General features: G+C 66.4%; 14 protein-coding genes. 3 read left to right on the top strand and 11 right to left on the bottom strand.

Going from position 1 to position 19,888, the window contains the following annotated elements; translation table 11 throughout:
* Position 1 precedes the first annotated feature (1 nt).
* The 6 genes from FFS20_RS01805 to xsc all read right to left on the bottom strand — a co-directional run bounded on the left by FFS20_RS01805 (position 2) and on the right by xsc (position 9,182).
* Positions 2–1,750, bottom strand: coding sequence for an AMP-binding protein (locus FFS20_RS01805; RefSeq protein WP_137824229.1), 1,749 nt, complete (start codon positions 1,748–1,750; stop codon positions 2–4).
* A gap of 180 nt (positions 1,751–1,930) precedes the next feature.
* Complete coding sequence (locus FFS20_RS01800) at positions 1,931–3,097, bottom strand: acyl-CoA dehydrogenase family protein (protein WP_137824228.1); 1,167 nt, start codon at positions 3,095–3,097, stop codon at positions 1,931–1,933.
* A 144-nt stretch (positions 3,098–3,241) separates the two neighbouring features.
* Positions 3,242–4,168, bottom strand: a complete 927-nt coding sequence (locus tag FFS20_RS01795; RefSeq protein ID WP_137824227.1) for a GTP-binding protein — start codon at positions 4,166–4,168, stop codon at positions 3,242–3,244.
* Positions 4,168–5,844, bottom strand: coding sequence for an amidohydrolase (locus FFS20_RS01790; RefSeq protein WP_137824226.1), 1,677 nt, complete (start codon positions 5,842–5,844; stop codon positions 4,168–4,170). The genes FFS20_RS01795 and FFS20_RS01790 overlap by 1 nt, the downstream gene beginning before the upstream one ends.
* A complete protein-coding gene (locus FFS20_RS01785) occupies positions 5,834–7,300 on the bottom strand; it encodes a sodium:solute symporter family protein (RefSeq protein WP_137824225.1) in 1,467 nt (488 codons plus the stop codon). The genes FFS20_RS01790 and FFS20_RS01785 overlap by 11 nt, the downstream gene beginning before the upstream one ends.
* Positions 7,301–7,361: 61 nt before the next feature.
* Complete coding sequence (xsc, locus tag FFS20_RS01780) at positions 7,362–9,182, bottom strand: sulfoacetaldehyde acetyltransferase (RefSeq protein WP_137824224.1); 1,821 nt, start codon at positions 9,180–9,182, stop codon at positions 7,362–7,364.
* A gap of 178 nt (positions 9,183–9,360) precedes the next feature.
* Here xsc and FFS20_RS01775 point away from each other — a divergent pair, with 178 nt between their 5' ends.
* The 3 genes from FFS20_RS01775 to FFS20_RS01765 all read left to right on the top strand — a co-directional run bounded on the left by FFS20_RS01775 (position 9,361) and on the right by FFS20_RS01765 (position 13,022).
* A complete protein-coding gene (locus FFS20_RS01775; protein ID WP_137824223.1) occupies positions 9,361–10,176 on the top strand; it encodes an IclR family transcriptional regulator in 816 nt (271 codons plus the stop codon).
* A gap of 73 nt (positions 10,177–10,249) precedes the next feature.
* Positions 10,250–11,257: a MoxR family ATPase gene (locus FFS20_RS01770; protein ID WP_249356414.1), complete on the top strand. Its 1,008-nt coding sequence runs from the start codon at positions 10,250–10,252 to the stop codon at positions 11,255–11,257.
* A 1-nt stretch (position 11,258) separates the two neighbouring features.
* Positions 11,259–13,022, top strand: coding sequence for a cobalt chelatase (locus FFS20_RS01765; protein ID WP_283202119.1), 1,764 nt, complete (start codon positions 11,259–11,261; stop codon positions 13,020–13,022).
* A gap of 61 nt (positions 13,023–13,083) precedes the next feature.
* Here FFS20_RS01765 and FFS20_RS01760 read toward each other — a convergent pair whose 3' ends face one another.
* From FFS20_RS01760 to FFS20_RS01740, 5 genes are all read right to left on the bottom strand, one after another.
* Complete coding sequence (locus FFS20_RS01760; protein ID WP_137824221.1) at positions 13,084–14,631, bottom strand: APC family permease; 1,548 nt, start codon at positions 14,629–14,631, stop codon at positions 13,084–13,086.
* 61 nt (positions 14,632–14,692) lie between these two features.
* The gene (locus FFS20_RS01755; protein WP_137824220.1) at positions 14,693–15,862 is read right to left on the bottom strand and encodes a phosphotransacetylase; all 1,170 of its coding nucleotides are present in this window, start codon (positions 15,860–15,862) and stop codon (positions 14,693–14,695) included.
* Positions 15,863–15,869: 7 nt separating this feature from the next.
* Positions 15,870–17,243, bottom strand: coding sequence for an aspartate aminotransferase family protein (locus FFS20_RS01750; RefSeq protein WP_249356411.1), 1,374 nt, complete (start codon positions 17,241–17,243; stop codon positions 15,870–15,872).
* Positions 17,244–17,413: 170 nt separating this feature from the next.
* Positions 17,414–18,931 (bottom strand): PLP-dependent aminotransferase family protein, encoded by a 1,518-nt coding sequence (locus FFS20_RS01745; RefSeq protein ID WP_137824218.1) that lies wholly within the window; start codon positions 18,929–18,931, stop codon positions 17,414–17,416.
* 1 nt (position 18,932) lies between these two features.
* Entirely contained in the window at positions 18,933–19,826 is an 894-nt protein-coding gene (locus FFS20_RS01740) for a universal stress protein (RefSeq protein ID WP_137824217.1), read from the bottom strand.
* Positions 19,827–19,888 lie beyond the last annotated feature (62 nt).

Here is a 19,888-nt window from a genome sequence, read left to right as displayed (position 1 = left end):
ATCAGCCGGCTGCGGCTCCACGGTCGCCTGAGGCTGCCTCCGTGGCCGCCTGCGCCGCCTCGGCGGCATCGGCGCGGATCGTGCGGCGCAGGATCTTGCCCGAACTCGTCTTCGGCAGCTCGTCGACGAACGTTACCTGGTGCGGAGCCTTGAACGAGGCGAGACGGTCACGGCAGTAGGCGATGATCTCCTCACGCGTCGCCTCGGCGCCGGGCTGCAGGGTGACGAACGCGGCGACGTCCTCACCGCGGTACTCGTCGGGAACACCGACGACGGCAGCCTCCTGAATCGCCGGATGGGTGTAGAGGACGTCCTCGACCTCACGCGGCCACACCTTGTAGCCGGAGGCGTTGATCATGTCCTTCTTCCGGTCGACGATGAACAGCCACCCGTCCTCGTTCATGTAGCCGACATCCCCGGTGCGCAGCTCTCCGGCCGGGATCTGATCGGACGTGGCCGTGGGGTTGTTGATGTACTCCGAGGCCACCTCGGGGCCCGAGATCGCGACCTCGCCGAGTTCGCCCGGGCCCACCGGCTCACCGGAGTCGTCGAGGATCCGCACCATCGTGTCCGGCTGGGGGAGTCCGCATGAGAGGTTGCCGCTGTCGGGATCGACCGGGGCCTGCAATCCGTACGGGACGCTGACCGCCTGCCCCATCGTCTCCGTCAGCCCGTACCCCTGGCCGATGTCGATGCCGAGCTTCTCCTTGAACTTCGTGACGAGTCCCTCGGGCAGTGGCGCGCCTCCGGACATGACGCGCTTGAATGAGGAGAAATGGTCAGCGGTGACGGCGGGGTGGGCGAGCATCGCCGTGTAGACGGTGGCCGGTCCCGCCATGTACGTCGGCCGCTCCCTGACGATGAGTCCGAGGAACGACTCCGGTTCGAACCGGTAGTTGAGGATGAGGCGCGCGCCACCGGAGACCGCGGCGATGAACTGGCAGATGAACCCGGTGATGTGGAAGATCGGGGCGAGTGTGAGGTAGCCGTCGCCGGGTTCGAACCACGAATTGCGCATGTTGTAGCGGGAGTTGCTCGAGACCGCCGCGTGCGTGCCCGATGCTCCCTTCGACCGACCCGAGGTTCCTGAGGTGTAGACGACGAGTGCTTCGTCCTCGGGCGCGACGTCGACGGGTGTGAAGTCCGAATCGAGGTAGGCGCCGACGACGGCTTGGAAGTCCGGCCCGCCGAGGTGGTCCGGCGCACCCGGTTCCGGACTGACCCCGGGGGTTCCGGGAAGGGCGTCGAACATCCCGAAGAGCTTCTCGGGACCGTCGACCTGGTAGCTGCGGTCATCGGCGAGCACGATGGTGGGAATGTCCGCGGCAAAGGGCCGGACGCGATCGAGATAGGCCGCCTTCGACACGACGAGCGCTCTGACCTCGGCGTCGGAGAACACGTGCTCGAGTTCCCCGCGGTACATCGGATTGAGGGGAACGACGACACCGCCGGCCTTCCAGATCCCATAGGTCGCGATCATGAAGGCCGGGGTGTTCTGGTCGTAGATGCCCACCCGGTCCCCGGGTGCGATGCCCTGGTCGCTGAGGTAGGCGGCGAACGCTGTCGAATACCGGTCGAACTCCGCCCAGGTCGGTGCGAACCCGAAGTACGTCAGCGCCACCTCGTCGCCGTGCGCCGCGACGGTTGCCGCGAGGTCCCGCAGCGTCGTCGACGTATCGAGGACGTGCGGGGTCGGGGCGATGTCGCCCCACGTCGTCATCCACGGTCGAGTATCGAACCAAGAGCTCATCGCGTCATCGCCTCCAGCGTCGTCGGCGGTCGCGCACGCGCATCGTCGGTGATGAAGTCCGCGCCGACCCTCCGAGTGAACATTCGTTCAGTGCCATTCACCCTATTGAGGAGAAGCCGGGTGCGTCAATGATTTTCTGTGATCGGCATCACAGGTTGATCGGGCTCTGGTGCCACGGCCTCAGCGTGTGCGGTGGCGCTGCGCGATGTCGCGGCCGATGAGTTCCTTCATCACCTCATTGGCTCCGCCGAAGATCGCCTGGATCCGGTTGTCTTTGAATACGCGCGCGATGGGGTATTCGAGCATGTAGCCGTAGCCGCCGAAGAGCTGGAGGCAGCGGTTGACGACTTCGATCTCGAGGTCGGAGCCGAGGTATTTCGCCTTGGCGGCGTCGACTGCGGTGAGTTCGCCGGCGTTGAGGGCCAGCGCGCACCGGTCGATGAACGCCTCGAGAGCGTCGACCCGGGTCTCGAGCTCGGCGAGTTCGAAGCGGGTGTTCTGGAAGTCCCCGATCGTTTGGCCGAACGCCGGTCGGTCGAAGACGTAGTCCGCCGTCCATGTCAGGGCGGCGCGCGCTGCAGCCAGGGTGCCCGAGCCGATGAGGAGGCGCTCGGTGGGGAGGTTGACCATGAGGTGGATGAAGCCGTTGTCGAGTTCGCCGAGGAGGGCGTCGGCCCGAACGCGGACATCGGTGAACGAGAGCTCCGCGGTGTCCTGCGCGTCCATCCCGAGCTTCCTGAGCTTGCGCCCGCGCTCGAAGCCCGGAGTGTCGGCGTCGACGATGAAGAGCGACGTGCCGCGCGCGGCCTTGGCCTCGGGGTTCGTGCGGGCGACGACGATGACGAAGTCGGCGTGGATGCCGTTGGTGATGAAGGTCTTCGCCCCGTTGAGGATCCAGTCGTCGCCGTCGCGCACGGCCTTCGTCGTGATGCCCTGGAGGTCCGAGCCGGCATTCGGCTCGGTCATCGCGATCGCGCCGATCATCTCACCGGTCGCGAGACCGGTGAGGTACTTCTCCTTCTGCGCCTGCGTTCCGAAGGCCATGAGGTAGCCGGGGACGATGCCGTCGGACACGCCCCAGCCGGCGGTGACGCCACCGACGCCTCGACGGGCGATCTCCTCCGACCGGACCATCTCGAAGCGGAAGTCCTCGACGCCGGCGCCGCCGAACTCTTCGGGAATGGCGAGCCCGATGATGCCGGCCGCCGCGGCCTTCTCCCACATGTTCCTGTCGACGAGGTGGTTCTCCTCCCACTCCTCGACGTGCGGCACGACCTCCCGGTCGAGGAAGGCGCCCACGGTGTCGCGGAAGGCTTCATGGTCATCGTCGTACAGGTTGCGCTTCACCGGGTTCGTCCTCCGTTGGTGCCGTGAGCGGGCCGCCTCCGCCTCGTCGCGGAGCTCGTGACTCCAGTCACTGATCGTTCGTTCAGTTTGGCACCCGCGGTGAGGACGGTCAAGCAGAGACGCACCGTCGGAAGGCTGAATCAGTCAGCGCACCGCCGCCAGCGCGGACGCGACCGTGTCCACGGTCCTCTGCGCGTCGTCTCCGGCGGCGATGAGCACGATGGTGCCGAGTGCCATGTCCGGCGGCGCACATGATCGCGGCAGGGGGCGTGACTCAGCGTGCCCGGACGCCAGATGCACTTCGTGCCAGCATCCGTGCGTGTCTCTGATGAACCCCTTGGCGCGAGCGAGCAGCGCTCGGTTGTGGGAGAGGATGGCGAGGATCTCGGCCGGATCCACAGCATCGAGTCCGTCAACCGTGCGTGAGCTGTGGATACCACCTGCATCGGGTGCCGACGCAGAGGAGCGGGGGACCGTGCCCGCCATGGGGCGGTCCTCGGTTCCGCGGAGCCGAACAGGGAAATCCGGGGGAATGTCGTCGAGGATCTCGGCGTTCGGGGCCAACCGCAGACTCGCCTGTCGGGTCCATGCGATGTCCGCGGCGGAGGCACGGTCCGATTTGGTCACGAGGACGATGTCGGCCCCGCCGATCTGGCGTTCGACGAGATCGGAGACGAACCGGTCGGACAGCAGTCTGCGGAGATTCGTCGCATCGGCGCAGACGATGATCGGACCCGGCGAGAAACCGGGAAAGCGCCGCCAGGCTCCGAGCACAGTGGGATCGCCGACCCCACTGACCTCGACGAGGACCTGGTCGACATCGTCGCGGTCGGAGAAGGCGCGCATCACGCGACTGAGGTCATCGGTGATCTGACAGCAGATGCAGCCGTTTGTCAGTTCGACGGTGTCCTCGGTCTGTGACGCCACGAGGGAGGCATCGATGCTGATCTCTCCGAAATCATTGACGAGCACAGCTGTGCGTCCGAGGGTCCCCGCCGCCAGCAGAGCGTTGATGAGCGTCGTCTTGCCTGAGCCGAGATAGCCGCCGATGATGCCCAGACGTGCGCTCATCAGCTGTCTGCAGGGTCGGCGATGCGGGAGTCGAAATGGCGGCCGCCGACGACGGTGCCGCGGACGTGAATATCGCCGATCCGGTCGGGGGCGACCTCGTACGGGTCGGCAGCGAGGATGGCGAAGTCGGCGTACTTGCCCGCCTCGAGCGAACCCACCTCGTGGTCCATGTGGAGCATATGGGCCGCTCCCAGCGTGATTGCCCGCACGGCCTCGTCGACGCTGATCGCCTCGCCGCCGCCGATCACCCGTCCGGTCTGGCTCTTCCGCGTCACGGCGTGAGTCATGGTGCGCAGCGGTCCCAACGGGGTGACCGGCGAGTCCGAATGCAGGGAGATCGGGACTCCCGCCCGCAGTGCGGTGGCGGCAGCGTCCATGCGTCGGGCGCGATCGGGACCGAGAGTGATGTCCATGTGCTGATCGCCCCACGCGAAGATGTGATTGGCGAAGATGTTCGCGCAGGCGCCCAGCGCTGCCAGGCGCCGGTACTGTGCGGCCGTCGTCAGCTGGGAGTGCGTGCACGTGTGCCGGTGGTCCGGCCGGGGGGATTCGGTGAGGACGCGCTGCAGAGTCTGGAGGAACAGCTCGGTGGCCTGGTCGCCGTTGCAGTGCACGTGGATGAGCAGTCCTGCGCGGTGGAAGACGCTGAACGCCGCGTAGAACTCCTCGGGGGTGACGTTCCACAGCCCATTGGGCTCATCCCCGAAATAGCCCGGCGCTTCAAGACGCGCGGTGAATCCCTGGATCGAGCCATCGAGCATGAGTTTGACATTGCCCAGACGCAAGTGCGCCGATGACTGTCCCGCAAGGTCGACGAGGCGCTCGGCATCATCGCTCAGTGACGGCCTCGGCGCTCCAACGCCCGCACCGAAATGGAAGACATTGAGCCGAGCCGGGAAGGTCTCGTCGACGACGCTGCGATAGAGGTCGACGCCGGCATCATCCATCAGCGTCAGTGACCCGAGGTCGGTCAGCGTCGTCGTCCCGGTGTTCACTCCCTCCTGTCCGAAGGCCCGCAGCGCCGCCGCGTCGATGCTCAGCGGACCGGTGCCCTCGGTCAGGTCACTGACCAGCGCCATCGCGGTGAACTCCCGCAGTTCGCCCGTCGGTGCTCCAGACGAGTCCTTGACCACGCCCGGCACCATCGTCTCTGCGCTGATGTCGTAACGCGACATGACCGCGGAGTTGACCACGCATGCATGCACGCTCGTGTGGATGACATGGATCGGCCGGTGCAGCGACACGGCGTCGAGGTCGGCTGCGGTGAATGCCTGCCCAGGGAAGTAGATGGGGTCGAATCCCCACGCGAGCAGCGGCTGCTGCGGATCGTCGAGCTCAGCCTCGGCGACCCTGAGCCGTTCGACGACTTCGTCGATGCTTGTGCAGCCGGGCCAGTGGTGTCCGCTGGGCTCTGTACGGTCGAGGTAGCCGACATACGTCTGCTTCCACACATTGCCCGTGCCGGCATGGGTGTGCGCTTCGACGAATCCCGGGAGGATGACAGCATCCGCGTAGCGCTCGTCGAGGACAGCCCCCGGGTAGGTGAGCAGCTCCTCGACGGTGCCCACCGCACGGATCCGCTCTCCGCGCACGGCCACGGCCTCAGCGGTGGGGTACGACGGATCGCCGGTGTGGATCCGCCGCGCGGGGTAGACGATGGTGTCCTCAGGATTCATTGCTCAGTGTCCTCGATTCGTGGTCGGCGGCCGATTCGTCGGTCGGTGTCTCGCGTCCCTCCAGCGCGTAGGCGGTGACGGACTCGTTGGCAGAGTGCCGAGACACCAGGCTGACGGTCACCAGGGTAATCGCTGAGACGAGAAGTCCTGGCGCGATCTCGTGCAGACCGAAGGGAGTGCCCGACAGCCTCCACACCACCGCCGCGGCGGCAGCCGCCACCATGCTGACGATGACCCCGGTCGACGTGGCCCGGCGCCAGAACATCGCCGCGAGGACGGGCATGACGAGCGTCGACGCGGTGAACGTCAGCGCCAGCTCGTAGATTGCGATGATGTCGTCGATGAGCAGGGCAATGACCAGCCCGAGCACCGCCATCGCGCCGACCGACATCCGCGAGACGAAGAGGATCTTCCGGTCCCCGGCACCGGGGTTGACCCACCCCTGATAGATGTCCTTGGAGATGTTGATGGCCCCGCTGAGGAGAAACGAGGTGGCGCCGGTGAGCAGCGCAGCGACGAGCGAGACCATGAGCAGGCCTCCGAGCCACGGCGGGAAGATCTCGGAGATGAAGCTCGTGTAGACGAGGTCAGGTTTGGTGTCGGCGGGAAACCGCTGGAGGGCGGCGATGCCGATGAGGACGGCGACGACGCTGACGAGGCCGGACACGATGAAACCGATCGTCACGGCCGAGTATCCGATCCTCGGCGTCCTGGCGGCGGTCAGCCGCTGCCAGGTGGTCTGCCAGACGATGTAGAAGGGCCCGAAGATGAGGAACCAATTGAGGAGTTCCATGCCGCCGATGCTGTCGAACTCGAGCAGCTGCGGGGGAGTGGCTGCCACGACCTCCGCCGGACCGCCGAGCGCGGCGATGCCGACGACGAGAGCGAGGACCACCCCGACGAGGATGACAACAGTCTGGATCGCGTCCGTCCAGGCCACACTTGGCAGTCCGCCGATCATGGTGAACGCGAGCGTGACGAGGAAGCCGAGGAGCACTCCCCAGAACGTCGAGATCGGCGTCACCGACGACAGCAGGGCTGCCATACCGACCAGCTGCATCCCGAATGTCGGAGTCATGTAGAGCAGTCCGGTGATGAGGGCAGGGATGAGGGCTGCGGCTTTGCCGAACCTGCGGGCGAAGAGCTCCGGCAGCGTATAGAGCCGGAGCCTGCGGATCGTCGGGCCGAGGACGATGACGGTGGCGATGGTGAAGCCGACGAAGGCGAGGCTGGTGATGAGGTAGGAGACACCGAGGGTGAACCCCTTGCCGGCGGCGCCGATGAGGGCCGCGGAACCGGTGACGGTGGCGATCACCGATCCGCAGATGGGGAAGAAGCCGAGACTGAAATCGCCCATGACGTAGTTGTCGGCCGTCTTGACGGTCTTCGACGAGCGGAGGCTGACGGCGAAGAGCAGGGCGAGGAACGCGAGTATCCAGACGATGTACCAATTCAATGGAGTCTCCCTACGGCGAAGGGGCGCACGGCCTGCTGCCGCGCGCCCCTGGTCCTCATCCTCAGACGTAGTCCTTGTACTTGTCGAGTGTGCGGACCGGCATCCGCAGTGCGTCGCGCCGGAACGGATCGCCGAGCTCCTTCGTGCACATGATCTCGATGACCGTGGTCCTGCCCTCGTTCATCTGCGCATCGACGGCTCGCTGCAGCGCAGGGCCGACGTCCTCGAGCCTGTCGACGACGATCCCATCGGCGCCCATGCTCTCGGCCATCGCCGCGAAGCTCTCCCCGTTGTCGAGCTCGCCGGCGATGAAGCGGCGACCGTAGAACTCGACCTGGTTCTTCTTCTCCGCACCCCACTGGCGGTTGCGGAAGACGACTGCAGTGACGGGGATGTCATGGCGGACGGCAGTGAGGACTTCGACCATGCTCATCGCCCATGCGCCGTCACCGGCATACGCGATGGCCGGGCGCTCCGGAGCGGCCCGCTTCGCGCCGATGATCGTCGGCAGCGCATAGCCGCAGTTGCCGAAGCTCATCGGGGCGAAGAAGCTGCGCGGTCGCTCGAACCGCAGGTAGCTGTGCGCCACCGAATTGATGTTGCCGATGTCCGTGGAGACCATGACGTCGGCGGGCATCGCCTTCTCGAGTTCACGCAGAACCTGACGCGGATGGAGCCAGTTGCCCTCCTCCTTCTCTGCTTCGTCGATGACATCGAGGGAGAACTCGTCCTTCTCGTGTGTCCAGGAGTCGAGCTCGGCCTCCCAGGCCTCCTTCTCCGCACGGATGAGATTCGCCCGTTCGTCCTTGGTGGCGTCGCTGACGACCGTTTTGTCGTTGAGGCGTGCGAGCAGCTCTGTGGCCACTGCCTTGGCATCGCCGCAGATGCCGACGTCGATCTTCTTCACCAGCCCGAGCATCTTGTGGTCGGCATCGACCTGGATGATCTTCGCATCCGTGGGCCAGTACTCGAACTGGTACTGCGGGAGCGTGCCGAACGGGCCGAGGCGGGTGCCGAGTGCGAGGACGACATCGGCCTGATTGAGCAGGGTCATTCCCGCCTTCGACCCCTGGTACCCCAGAGGGCCTGCCCACAGCGGATGGCTGGCGGGGAACGAATCGTTGTGCTGGTAGCTGTTGACCACGGGGGCGCCGAGGCGCTCGGCCAGGGCGATGCACTCCTCGACTCCGTCGGCCATCACGACTCCGCCTCCGGAGATGATCACCGGGTTCTTCGCCCGGGCCAGCAGTTCTGCGGCATCGTTGAGGCTCTTTTCGCCGCCTGCACCGCGATCGATGCGCTGGGGCTGCGGGATGTCGGGGGTCGCCTCGCCGTAGAAGTAGTCGCGGGGAATGTTGAGCTGCGTGGGCCCGATCTCCGACTGGGCCCGATCGAAGCAGCGGGCGGTGAACTCGGCCATGCGAGCAGGGTTCGTCACGTGGCCCTGGTACTTCGTGAACTCCTGGAACATCGGCAGCTGGTTGGCCTCCTGGAATCCACCGAGCCCGATCGAGTTCGTCCCGGCTTCGGGAGTGACGATGACGACCGGGGAGTGCGCCCAGAAGGCCGCCGCAATCGCAGTCACGCAGTTCGAGATGCCCGGGCCGTTCTGCCCGATGACCACTCCGTGACGGCCGGATGCGCGAGCGTAACCGTCGGCCATATGGGCTGCACCCTGTTCGTGGACGACCGGAACGAAGTCGATGCCGGCCGGCGCGAAGATGTCCATCGCGTCCATGAACGCCGATCCCATGATGCCGAACACATCGGTGACGCCGTTGGCCACCATGGTTTCGACGAATGCCTCCGAGGAGGTGATCTTCTGCGGTTTCGGAGCTTGTTCGGGTGCTTCGACCTCAGTCCGATCAGCGAGTTCTGTCATGCCAACTCCTCCTTGAGGTTGGGAAGACCACATCTTTGAGGTCTCGTTTATTCGTTCAATTCAGCTAAAAAAGTTGAACACCTAGAACACTAGGCGGAGGCGGGCGACCGCGTCAATACGTGTTCCGGTTATTAATCCGTTTGGTATGATTTTCCGAGACACCAAGGAGGGCGTGCTCATGGACAATCTTGCGGAACCGGGCCTCGGCACCGAACTCTCGCTCGTCGGGGAGACGCCGGCGCTGCGCCTCATCTCGCTGCTTGAGCTGATCTCGACGCGCGACGAGATCTTCACCCTGCAGTCCCTCGTCGTGCAGACCGGACTGCCCAAGCCCACGCTTCACCGAATGCTTCAGCAGCTCGAGAGCGCCGGTCTCATCACGCGGCACAGCGACGGCCGCCATTACGGAACGGGTGCGCGACTGCGGCGGATGGCCGAGGACATTCTGCTCAACGACACTCGGCACGGGGCTCGTCGTGCGATCCTGGCTCAGCTCGCCGAGGATGTCGAGGAGAGCTGCAATCTCACGACGGTCGCGGGCAGCGACGTCATCTATCTCGATCGTGTCGAGACGCAGCATCCCCTGCGGGTCCACCTCGAAGCGGGAGCCCGAGTGCCGATCCACGCATCGGCCAGCGGGAAGATGATCATGTCCCAGTACGGTGAGACTCAGCGCCGCCGTCTGCTGGCCGGTTCGCAGCTGCCGGCCTTCACCCCTCACACGATGACCGATCCGGACCGCATCGACGCGGAGCTCACCGAGATCAGGGAGCAGGGATTCGCCGTCGACCGCCAGGAGTACCTCGACGGGCTCGTGTGCCTGGCCGTGCTCGTCCCCGGGGAAGCGGGGCGGTCGAATCAGTGTGTGGCCATTCAGGCTCCGGTGCTCCGGAAGTCCGAGGAGGATCTCGTCGCTCTCCTGCCGCTGGTGCAGGCTGCGGCCGAGAAGATCTCCCGTATCGACGACATCGACCGCAGCACCGAGATCGCCTGATCTGACCACGAGTGCGTCGCCGGAGCGGATCGCCTCTCGCTTCGGGGAACACCAGACGAAGGGAGCGCCGACCATGCACACCGCCACGGATCCGCGCAGCGCCATGTCCGACCCACCACCGGCCGCGGCCACGACCACCTGGGAATCCGCACGTCAGCTCTTCGGTCTCGACGGCGACCTGCAGGTGCCGAGGCTGGCCGGCGAGGACAGCCTCGTCCCGGACATCGATCCGAACTACCGCTTCGACCCGGAGGTGACCAGAGCCATTCTCGCGGGGTTCACCCACAATTCGCGCGTCCTCATCCAGGGTCTGCACGGCACGGGAAAGTCCACGCACATCGAGCAGGTCGCGGCACGCCTCAACTGGCCGGTCATGCGGATCAACCTCGACGGTCAGATCTCCCGCACCGATCTCGTCGGCAAGGACCAGGTCGTCATCGAAGACGGCCATCCGCGCACCCGCTTCGAAGACGGAATCGTTCCGTTCGCCCTCGGCCGACCGATGGCGCTGATCTTCGACGAGTACGACGCAGGCCGGCCCGAGGTCATGTTCATCATCCAGCGGCTGCTCGAGCGGGAGGGCCTCTTCACGCTCACCGAACAGAACCGCGTCATCCGTCCGCACCCCCAGTTCCGTCTCTTCGCGACGGCGAACACCGTCGGATTGGGCAACCTCAACGGTCTCTACAGCGGGGTCAAGCGACTCAACCAGGCCCAGCTGGACAGATGGGGCATCGTCGCGAAGCTCGACTATCTGACGCCGCAGCGTGAGTTCGACGTCGTCACCGGCCAGGTGCCGGGATTCGTCGAGCGGTTCGGGAGGGAAACGGCGGAGACCATGGTCTCGGTGGCGAACATGACCCGCACGGGCTTCGCCGCCGGGGATCTCTCCGCTCTCATGTCTCCGCGCACCGTCATCTCCTGGGCGCAGAATGCGCTGATCTTCAATGACGTCGAACTCGCCTTCAAGTTCTCCTTCGCCAACCGCTGCGACCCGTCTGAACACGTCCTGCTCGGCGAATTCCTCCAACGCGGCTTCGGCACCGATCCCGCCGTGCTGACCTCGCTGTCGGTGGACTGAGGTGGACCCGTCGACCCGACCGCGAGTCGCGTCGGGAAACCGCGACGACGCCGCCCGATCCCGTTCGCGGAGCGCCGACGAGCAGCGACGCATCGACCGGACACTGGCAGGTGTGATGCGGGCACTGTCGGGAGACCCCGACCTCGACCGCTGGGGCGCCCGTCCCATCGGCGCCCACGGGAGACTTCCTCTCAACGCGCCGCATCTCTATCCCTCGGTGGCCGATGCCGGCCTCTCGTCCCTGCGCGGAGCCGCCGATGCGATGGCGCTGCGGATGCGGCACAGCGACCTCGGCGAGCACAGGTCAGCCCTTCCTGACTCGACGGCAGAACGGCTCGTCGTCGAGGTCCTCGAGCAGTTCCGGTGCGAGGCCCTGGCGGACCTGCCCGGGGTGCGACAGAATCTCGCGCAGCGCCACACCGAGTGGTGCCGGGAGTTCCTCGGTTCGCGGCTGCACGAGACCCACCAGGGGATCCTCCTGCTCACGATCACGGTGGTCGCGCGCTCGACGCTCACCGGAGAGCCGATCAGCGAGGACTGCGTCGACCTCGTCGAGGCGACGCGAGCGGATCTCGCCGCCGACATGGGTGGGCTCCTGGTCCGCCTGCGACGGACTCGGACGTCCCAATCGGCGTTCCTTCCCGCCGCACTCGACTTCGCCGCCTTCGTGGCGGCGCGCATGGCCGAGAACGAGGAGCAGTGGGGCCAGGGCGTCCGACCGCGCCGCGGGGTCACCGCGTCGGCGTTCTCGCTCGTTCTCGATGTCTCCGAGAGCCCCTTCGCCGCCCCCGGCGGGTCGTCGGAGTCGCCGGGAACGGCCGGTCGCGGCTACGCGATCTGGGACGCGAGCTTCGACACCACGCGTCACATCGCCGAGGTCGTCCGCCCGGCTCAGCTGCGTGATCTGCGTCGGCAGCTCGATGAGCAGACGCAGGACCGGCGAGCTCCGGTGGCGCCGATCATCAGTCGACTCCAGCCCGTCGTCGCCGCTCCGGTCGAGGTCTGCGATCTGGAGGACGGAGAATCCGGCGTCCTCGATCCGCGCCGACTCTCCCGTCTCATCACCTCACCGGGGGAGCGCCGTGTCTTCAGGGATGTGACGACGACAGGTCAGCCGGACACTGCGGTGGCGTTCCTGCTCGACTGCTCGGGGTCGATGAAGCCCCACGCCGCCGGAATCGCCGCACTTCTCGATGGTCTCGTCACCGCCCTCGATCGTCTCGACGTCGTCACCGAAGTCCTCGGCTTCACCACCGGTGCGTGGAACGGCGGACGACCGAAGACGTCCTGGCAGAGGTCCGGTTCGCCGACAGGCATCGGTCGACTCAATGAGATCGACCACCTCGTCTTCAAGGATTCCGCCACCACCGCCCGCCGGGCTCGCTTCGATCTGGCCGGCCTGCTCAAGCTCTCGCTGTACCGGGAGGGCGTCGACGGGGAAGCGGTGCGCTGGGCGCTCACGCGCCTCGACCGGGTCGGTGCCGCGCGCACCGTGCTCGTCGTCGTCAGCGACGGCAGTCCGGCAGACGGGGCGACCGCGGAGGCCAACGACGAGGACTATCTGGCGCGGGACCTCGTTGCGACGATCACGGCCGAAGCGCGTCCGGACCGTCACCTCATCGGAGTCGGCCTCGGATGCGACGTCTCCGACTTCTACCAGTCGGCGATCGCTCTCGACCCGGAGACGCTGGGAGATCGCGCCTCGACCCGCGCGGTCGTCGAGGCTCTGCGAACCGCGCTGGGACGCCACGGCGGTCAAGTCTGAGCGTGACCGGTTGCTCAGACATCACCGCCGTGGCGCTCGGACTCTCAGCCCGCGAGCATTCTCATCCCTCGCGTGACGTCCTGTCATCGGCCTGCGGCAGTGCGCCCTCACGGCGCAGCTCCGCGCGTTCTCTGAAGCGGGTCGGCGCCGGACGCTCGCTTCCGAGGACGAGCATGTCGACCTGAGCGTCCGTGAGGCGGCGGTTGTGCCTGATCCGGGAGACGAAGAAGACGATGCCGATGACGATCCAGACGGCCAGAGCGATGAGGGACTCTTTGCCCAGTGCTCCGGGCGAACCCGGAATGAGGAGCAGGCACATGAAGAAGATTGCAATGACGGCACCGAGACCGCTGAGGACCTTCTTCACCGTCGAATAGGTGCCCGGCAGGGCATCCGCGGCCGGAGTTTCACTGCTGGGACGGAAGATGCGGAAGGCGCACAGGCAGGTGTAGAGGTAGGCGATCGTCACGCCGATCGAGGACATGTCGACGACCCACGTCAGTGCGGCACGGCCGAACCATGGGCTGATGAGGCAGATGAGCATGACGGCGAGGATTCCGATGTGCGGGGTCTTGTACTTCGGGTGGAGACGGGCGAAGACCGGCGGAATCATCTGTGCCCGGCCCATGGCGAGCAGGATGCGACTGGCGGAGACGTAGAAGCCGTTGAGGCCGGTGCTCACCCCCATCGTGATGGCCACGGCTAGCAGGAACAGGCCGGAGCCGCCCATGATTCCGGTGACCGCCTCGGCGGTGCCCCACGCCGATCCGGACGTCGCGAGCTCCTGCCACGGTTCGGCGACCGCCACGGCGAAGACCATCGCCATGTAGAGGGCCGCGGCGGCGAGGATGGCGAGGATGATCAGCCGCATCGCCTTGCTCGGGGAGAAGTCGAACTCCTCTGCGGCTTGGGGGACATTGTCGAATCCGATGAAGGCCCACGGGGCGATGGCGACGATGGCGAAGATCGCCGCCGACGGGTCGACGCCGTCGGGCAGACTCGGCGACATGTTCGCCATGACGGAGATCGGACTCGCGAGCACGGCGATGAGGATCGCGGCGACGGCGACCATCATGATCACGCAGGCCCAGAACTGGATGCGGCCGGAGATCGCACTGCCGCGGATGTTGAGCAGGGCGAACACGATGAGCGCGGTGATTGAGATGAGGACCTCCGGCAGGTAGACGTCCCATCCGGCGACCGTGTAGAGATATCCGGTTTCGATGATCGAGGGCATGAGCGTGCGGAAGAGGAGCGCGAGCGCCGAGGCATTGAGGGCGACGATGCAGATGTAGCCCAAGGTGAGAAACCACCCTGCGAAGAACGCCTGCACGCGACCGAAGCCGATGAGCGCGTAGGCGAGCTCACCACCGGACACAGGAAAGGTGCGGATGAGGAAGCCGTAGCTGACCGCGATGACGATCATCAGGGCTGCGCCGATGCCGAAACCCGTGAGCACACCCAGCGGTCCGCCCGTGGCGAGCCAGTCCGTGGGAAGGATGAATGCTCCCCACCCGACCGCCGAGCCGAGGGCGATGGCGAAGACCCATTGCGGTTTGAGCGTCTTCGCAAGTCTTTCAGGCTGATTGTGGTCGTGGTGTGCGGTCATGGCTGGGGCTGTCTGTGGGGTCGAATGCTCTGTTGACTCGGACATGGAACCTCTTCTTCAATCACGAACGTGTGATCGTTCGGCGCGGTGAATGGGGGCGCTGAGGGCGGGTGCCCGTGGCGCCGGTGCGCCGCGCGGCCGCACGTTGAGTGGGATCTGCGCCGGAGTGCCGGTTGCGGCTCTGCGTCGTCAGATGCTGGAGGGCGGTGATGAGGGCGACATTGACGATGTCGGCTGCGCTGGCACCGCGGGAAAGGTCGTTGACAGGCGAGGACAAGCCCTGGAGCAGTGGCCCGAAGGCCTGTGCATGGGCGAGGCGCTCAGCGATCTTGTAGCCGATATTGCCGGCGGCGAGATTGGGGAAGATGAGCACATTGGCGTGCCCGGCCACGGTCGAATCGGGTGCTTTGGCGCGCGCCACGGAGTCGATCAGGGCAGCGTCGAACTGGAGCTCCCCGTCGACTTCGAGCTCGGGGTGATCGGCGCTCAGGGCGGCTGTCGCCGAGCGGATGATCTCGAGGTCGGGGTGATCGGCTGAGCCGGCGGTGGAGAACGAGAGCATCGCCACCGCCGGCGACTCCCCGGTGATCGAGGTGAAGGTGTCCGCGGTGGCGCGGGCGATCGCGGCGAGCTCGGCGGCATCCGGGTTCGGCACCACGGCGCAGTCGCCGAACCCGAGATACCGGCCGTCAGCGAGCTTCATGAGAAACGACGAGCTGAGCAGTGCGGTGCCCGGAGCCAGACCGAGGATCCGCAGCGCAGCGCGGATGACGTCGGCAGTGGGGCGAGTCGCACCGGCGACGACGACGTCCCCGATGCCGGCCTCGACGGCGGCCATTCCCAGGTGGACGGGATCGCTCAACCAGGTGTCGGCCGCTTCCGCATGTCGTCCCACCGCCTTCGCTCGGATGATGCCGCCGGCCGCGCCGTGGGCGAGGTCGGCGACGGCGATCGACGGGAGGACCCGCCGACTCCGGCCGCCTTCCGAACTGAGTGAGCAGACCGTGCTCGCATCGCCGACGAGCATGGGAGCCAAACCGAGGTCAGCGAGCGCACCGGCCGCACGCACCACCCGTTCATCGTCTCCCTCGGGGAGGATGATCCGGGGTGCGGGCAGCCCCGCGCCCTCCTCGCACACTCGTGAGACGAGCAGATCGTCGATGCCGTCCGGCGTCGCAGTCGGCTTCCCGGCGAGGTCGGGCGCGGCGTCTGCGACCGGTGAGCTGCTCATCGCTGCCTCAGACGGTGGTGAGCAGCGAGGCGCCGAGGTGGGCGTCGACTGAGCTCATGACGTGATCGACCTTCGTGAGCAGGTCGTCGAGGACGTCCTGGTCGGCGGTCAGCGGCGGTGAGAGCACGAGCATCGTCGCCCCGCGGTTGTCGGGCCGCGTGATGAGCTGAACCTCTCTCATCGCCGCGGGGATCACCTCGGTGAGAACGGTCTTCGACTCCTCCGGGGTGAGTTCGCGACCGGTCTCCCGATCACCCATCATCTCGATGGCATAGAAGAATCCGGCCCCCCGGTACTCCCTGATGCTGCGATGATCGTCGACGATCCGGTCGAGGCCGTTCTGGAAGTAGGGTTCGAGGCTGCGGACGTTGCCGAGCACGTTCTCGTTCTCGACGGCCGTCAGATTCGCCACGGCGACCGCGGTGCTCACCGGATGCCCGCCCCAGGTGGCGCCGTGCGTGAACAGGCCCGCCTGCGGTGAGGCCAGCACTTCTTCTGCCAGCGGTTTGCGGATGATGACGCCGCCCAAGGGCGCATAGCCGGAGGTGGAGCCCTTGGCGAAGGTGATGAGATCGGGGACGACGTCGAACTTGATCGAACCGAACCACTCGCCGAGGCGTCCGAATCCGGTGATCACTTCGTCGGCGACGAGAAGGATTCCGTGCTCGTCACAGATCCTGCGAAGCTCCTGCCAGTAGCCGTCAGGAGGAACGAGAGCACCGCGGGAGTTCTGCACAGGCTCGGCGAAGAGCGCGGCGAAGGTGTCCCCGCCCTCGGCGGTGATGAGCTCGCGGATGGCGCGGATCGAGGGAAGATCCGCAGCCGTGCCGCCTTCGGGGATCGTCTCCCCAAGGGTGTTGGGGACGTGGAAGACGCCCGGCATGAGATCGCCGAAAGGTGCCTTGTAGGCCGGAATCCCCGTCACGGCGAGGGCCCCGAGAGTGGTCCCGTGGTACGCCATGTCGCGGGCGATGATCTTCGTGCGCTGCGGTTCGCCCTGCGCGACGTGGTACTGGCGTGCGAACTTCACGGCGGATTCGACGGCTTCGGACCCGGAGTTGACGAAGAACACGGTCTCCAGGTCGCCCGGTGCGTGCTCGGCGATGAAGGTCGCCGCGTCGATGGCTGCTGGGTGGGCTGAGCCCCAGTTCGTCCAGTAGGCGAGTCGGCTCATCTGCTCGAAAGCGGCCTGTGGGATGTCCGTGCGCCCGTGTCCGATGTTGACGCAGAAGAGGCCGGCCAGGCCGTCGAGGTAGCGGTCGCCGTTCTCGTCGGTGAGATAGCTTCCCTCACCGCCGACGATGATCGGCAGACTGTCGTCGTTCCACACCTTCCCGGTGGTGAAGTGAGGGAACAGGTGCTTCTGTGCACGGCTTCTCATATCCGAGTTCGTCACGCGACTCTCCAATCCTGCAGTCGTGGCCGTCACGACGTTGTGCACGGCCGAGATCACCGATGGAAGTGATCCTGGTCTCACTCTGGTTCCGACGGGCGCGCGGCTGAAGTCCCAATCCGGTGGCATTTCTTTGGTACCAGCTGGGAGGAAGCATCTCAGCTGGTCAGAGGACTGCCGAGCAGGGATTCGAGCGCGATTCTCAACTCCTTGACACCGGAGGGGATTGCGTCCAGTCCGATGACGGAGAAGCCGAGGCGGAAATGGTTGCGCGAGCGCTGCGGTTCGAGGAAGTATGCGTCACCGCCTTCGATGACGACCCCTCGCCGCAGGCACTCGGCGGTCAGCTCGCGGGCGTCGAGTTCGGGCGGACCGGCGATCCATACGCTCACCCCGCCGGCCGGGAAGGGGATCGTCCACGGCAGTTCGGCTGTCAGCGCCTCGGTGAGGCACAGCCATTTCTGCCGCAGATGATTGCGGCGGCGAACGACGGTGCGCTGATACTGCCCGGATTCGATGAGCAGACCCATGGCGCGCTGCGTGTGCCCGGAGACGTGGCGGATGGAATAGCGGCGGTGGGTGCGCAGCCGTCGAATGAGCCCGGCATCGGCGACGATGTAGCCCAGCCGCAGACCGGGGGCGAGGAACTTGGAGAACGACCCGAGGTAGATGACATGATCGGACCCCGACAGTGCTTTGAGTGCAGGGGTGGGCTTGCCACGGTAGCGGAACTCCGAATCGTAGTCGTCCTCGATGATGAGCGAGTCGGCGGCGCGTGTCAGCGCGAGGAGCTGTCGCCGCCGTGCTGAGTCGAGGGTGACATTGCTCGGGCAGTGATGGCTGGGTGTGACGTAGAGGAGATCGGGCGGGCTGTCGGGAACGACCATTCCACGGCGGTCGACGGGGATGCCCTCGAGGCTCCCTCCCATCCGGGCGAAGGAGTGCTTGGCATCTGGGTATCCGGGATCTTCGACTCCGACGCGCATCCCGGGGCGGACGAGCATCTGCGCGAGAAGGTCGAGACCCTGTTGCGAGCCGGCGGTGATGAGGACGTTCTCCGCGCCGACGTGAATGCCGCGCGCCGGCAGGATTCGCTGACACAGCATGTCGACGAGCATCGGATCGTCCTCGTCGACGGCGTCGCGCACGGAGTGCCAGAGATGTTCGGGGTCCATCGCGGTGCGCAGCACCTTCGCCCAGGCGAGGCGGGGAAACTCCTCGGGATCGATCTGGCCCGCCACGAAGGGGAACGGACGGGAGCGCCAGTCTTTGGGCTTGACGATCTCCGGCAGTGCGGCGTCCGCCCCCACGCGCACCTTTGCGGCCCAGTCGATCGACTCCGCTCGATCCGGCACTCGCTCAGTCGTTTCCGTCTCTCCCTCGACGAGCTCGCGATTGACGAAGTGGCCGCTGCGCGAGCGGGCTTCAACGAGTCCGCTGGCGACGAGTTCCTGGATCGCCGCGTTGACGGTGTTGCGTGAGACTCCGATCTCGCGAGCCAGCGTCCGGGAGGACGGCAGGGGGGTGTCGAGGTTGAACGCTCCGGACATGATCTGATGCTCGAGGGCTTTCCGCAACTGCCGGTACAGGGGTTCATCGGCAGCGGCGCTGATCTCGATCGGCGATCGGATCTCGGTCCGGCGACGGTCGTGCTGATCGTCGGATTTCGCGCTCATCTCAGATCGGCTGGGACGGACTGTCCGCACCGTCGAGGGGATGGTACCGGGGGATGACGACCATGGGCACGGGCAGACTGCGCAGCATCTTGTTGGCTGTCGTTCCGAGGAAGATCGTGTGGCGCTGAGCCAGTCGGCTCGACCCGATGAGGACGATCTCTCCCTCGCTCCAGTCGAGGCTCTCGATCGCGGCTTCCGTCGAGCGTCCGCGAGCGATGTCGACGGAGACGTCGACGGCGCCGCCGACGCTGGCCGATGCCTCCTCGAGCACGCGCTCGGCGTGTTTGTCGGGGGCGTTCGCCGCGGGAACGGCGGCGCGGGCGTCGAGGGAGACGAGTGAGATGATCCGCAGAGGGACGCGATGGAGGACGGCCGAGTCGACGGCCACCTGGAGCACCGCCTCGGCGCCGGTCCGAGTGCCCAGCGCACACGTGATGCGGGTGAGATCGCTGGGCGGCAGGTAGCCTGCCGGAGCGAGGGCCACCGGGGCGGTGGCGGTGTGGAGAAGCGCGTTGGCGACGGATCCCACGGTGAAACGGCGGAACGGTCCGTGGCTGGCCGCTCCGACGATGATGAGATCGGTGCGCCCGGCGGCGGCCACCTCGAGGATCCCCTCCGCCATCGAGTCGGCGAAGTGGATCGTCGCGCGCGCTCGCAGGGTCTTCGGGATGAGGAAGAGGGACTTCGCCATCCACTCCTCCGCTTCGTCCGCCTTGAGGCGCTGGTACTCCCGCTCCTGAGGGGTGGCGGCATCATCCGGGCGCGCGCCGCTGATGACGTGGACGAGATCGATCTCCACCGCGCCGGGGTCATCGAGTGACTGCGCCAGAGTCGTCGCCAAGGAGATCGCGTCGCGGCCCCTGCTGTCCTTCGTCAGTCCGACTACATAGCGCATGGCTCACCCTCCGGCAGGTCGAAACGAGTCGGCATCGAGAACGTCGGTGTTCGCGCCGATGC

This window comes from Brevibacterium sp. 2SA (assembly GCF_005502845.1).
Taxonomy (GTDB): Bacteria; Actinomycetota; Actinomycetes; order Actinomycetales; family Brevibacteriaceae; genus Brevibacterium.
This window is presented reverse-complemented; position numbering and strand designations above follow the sequence as displayed.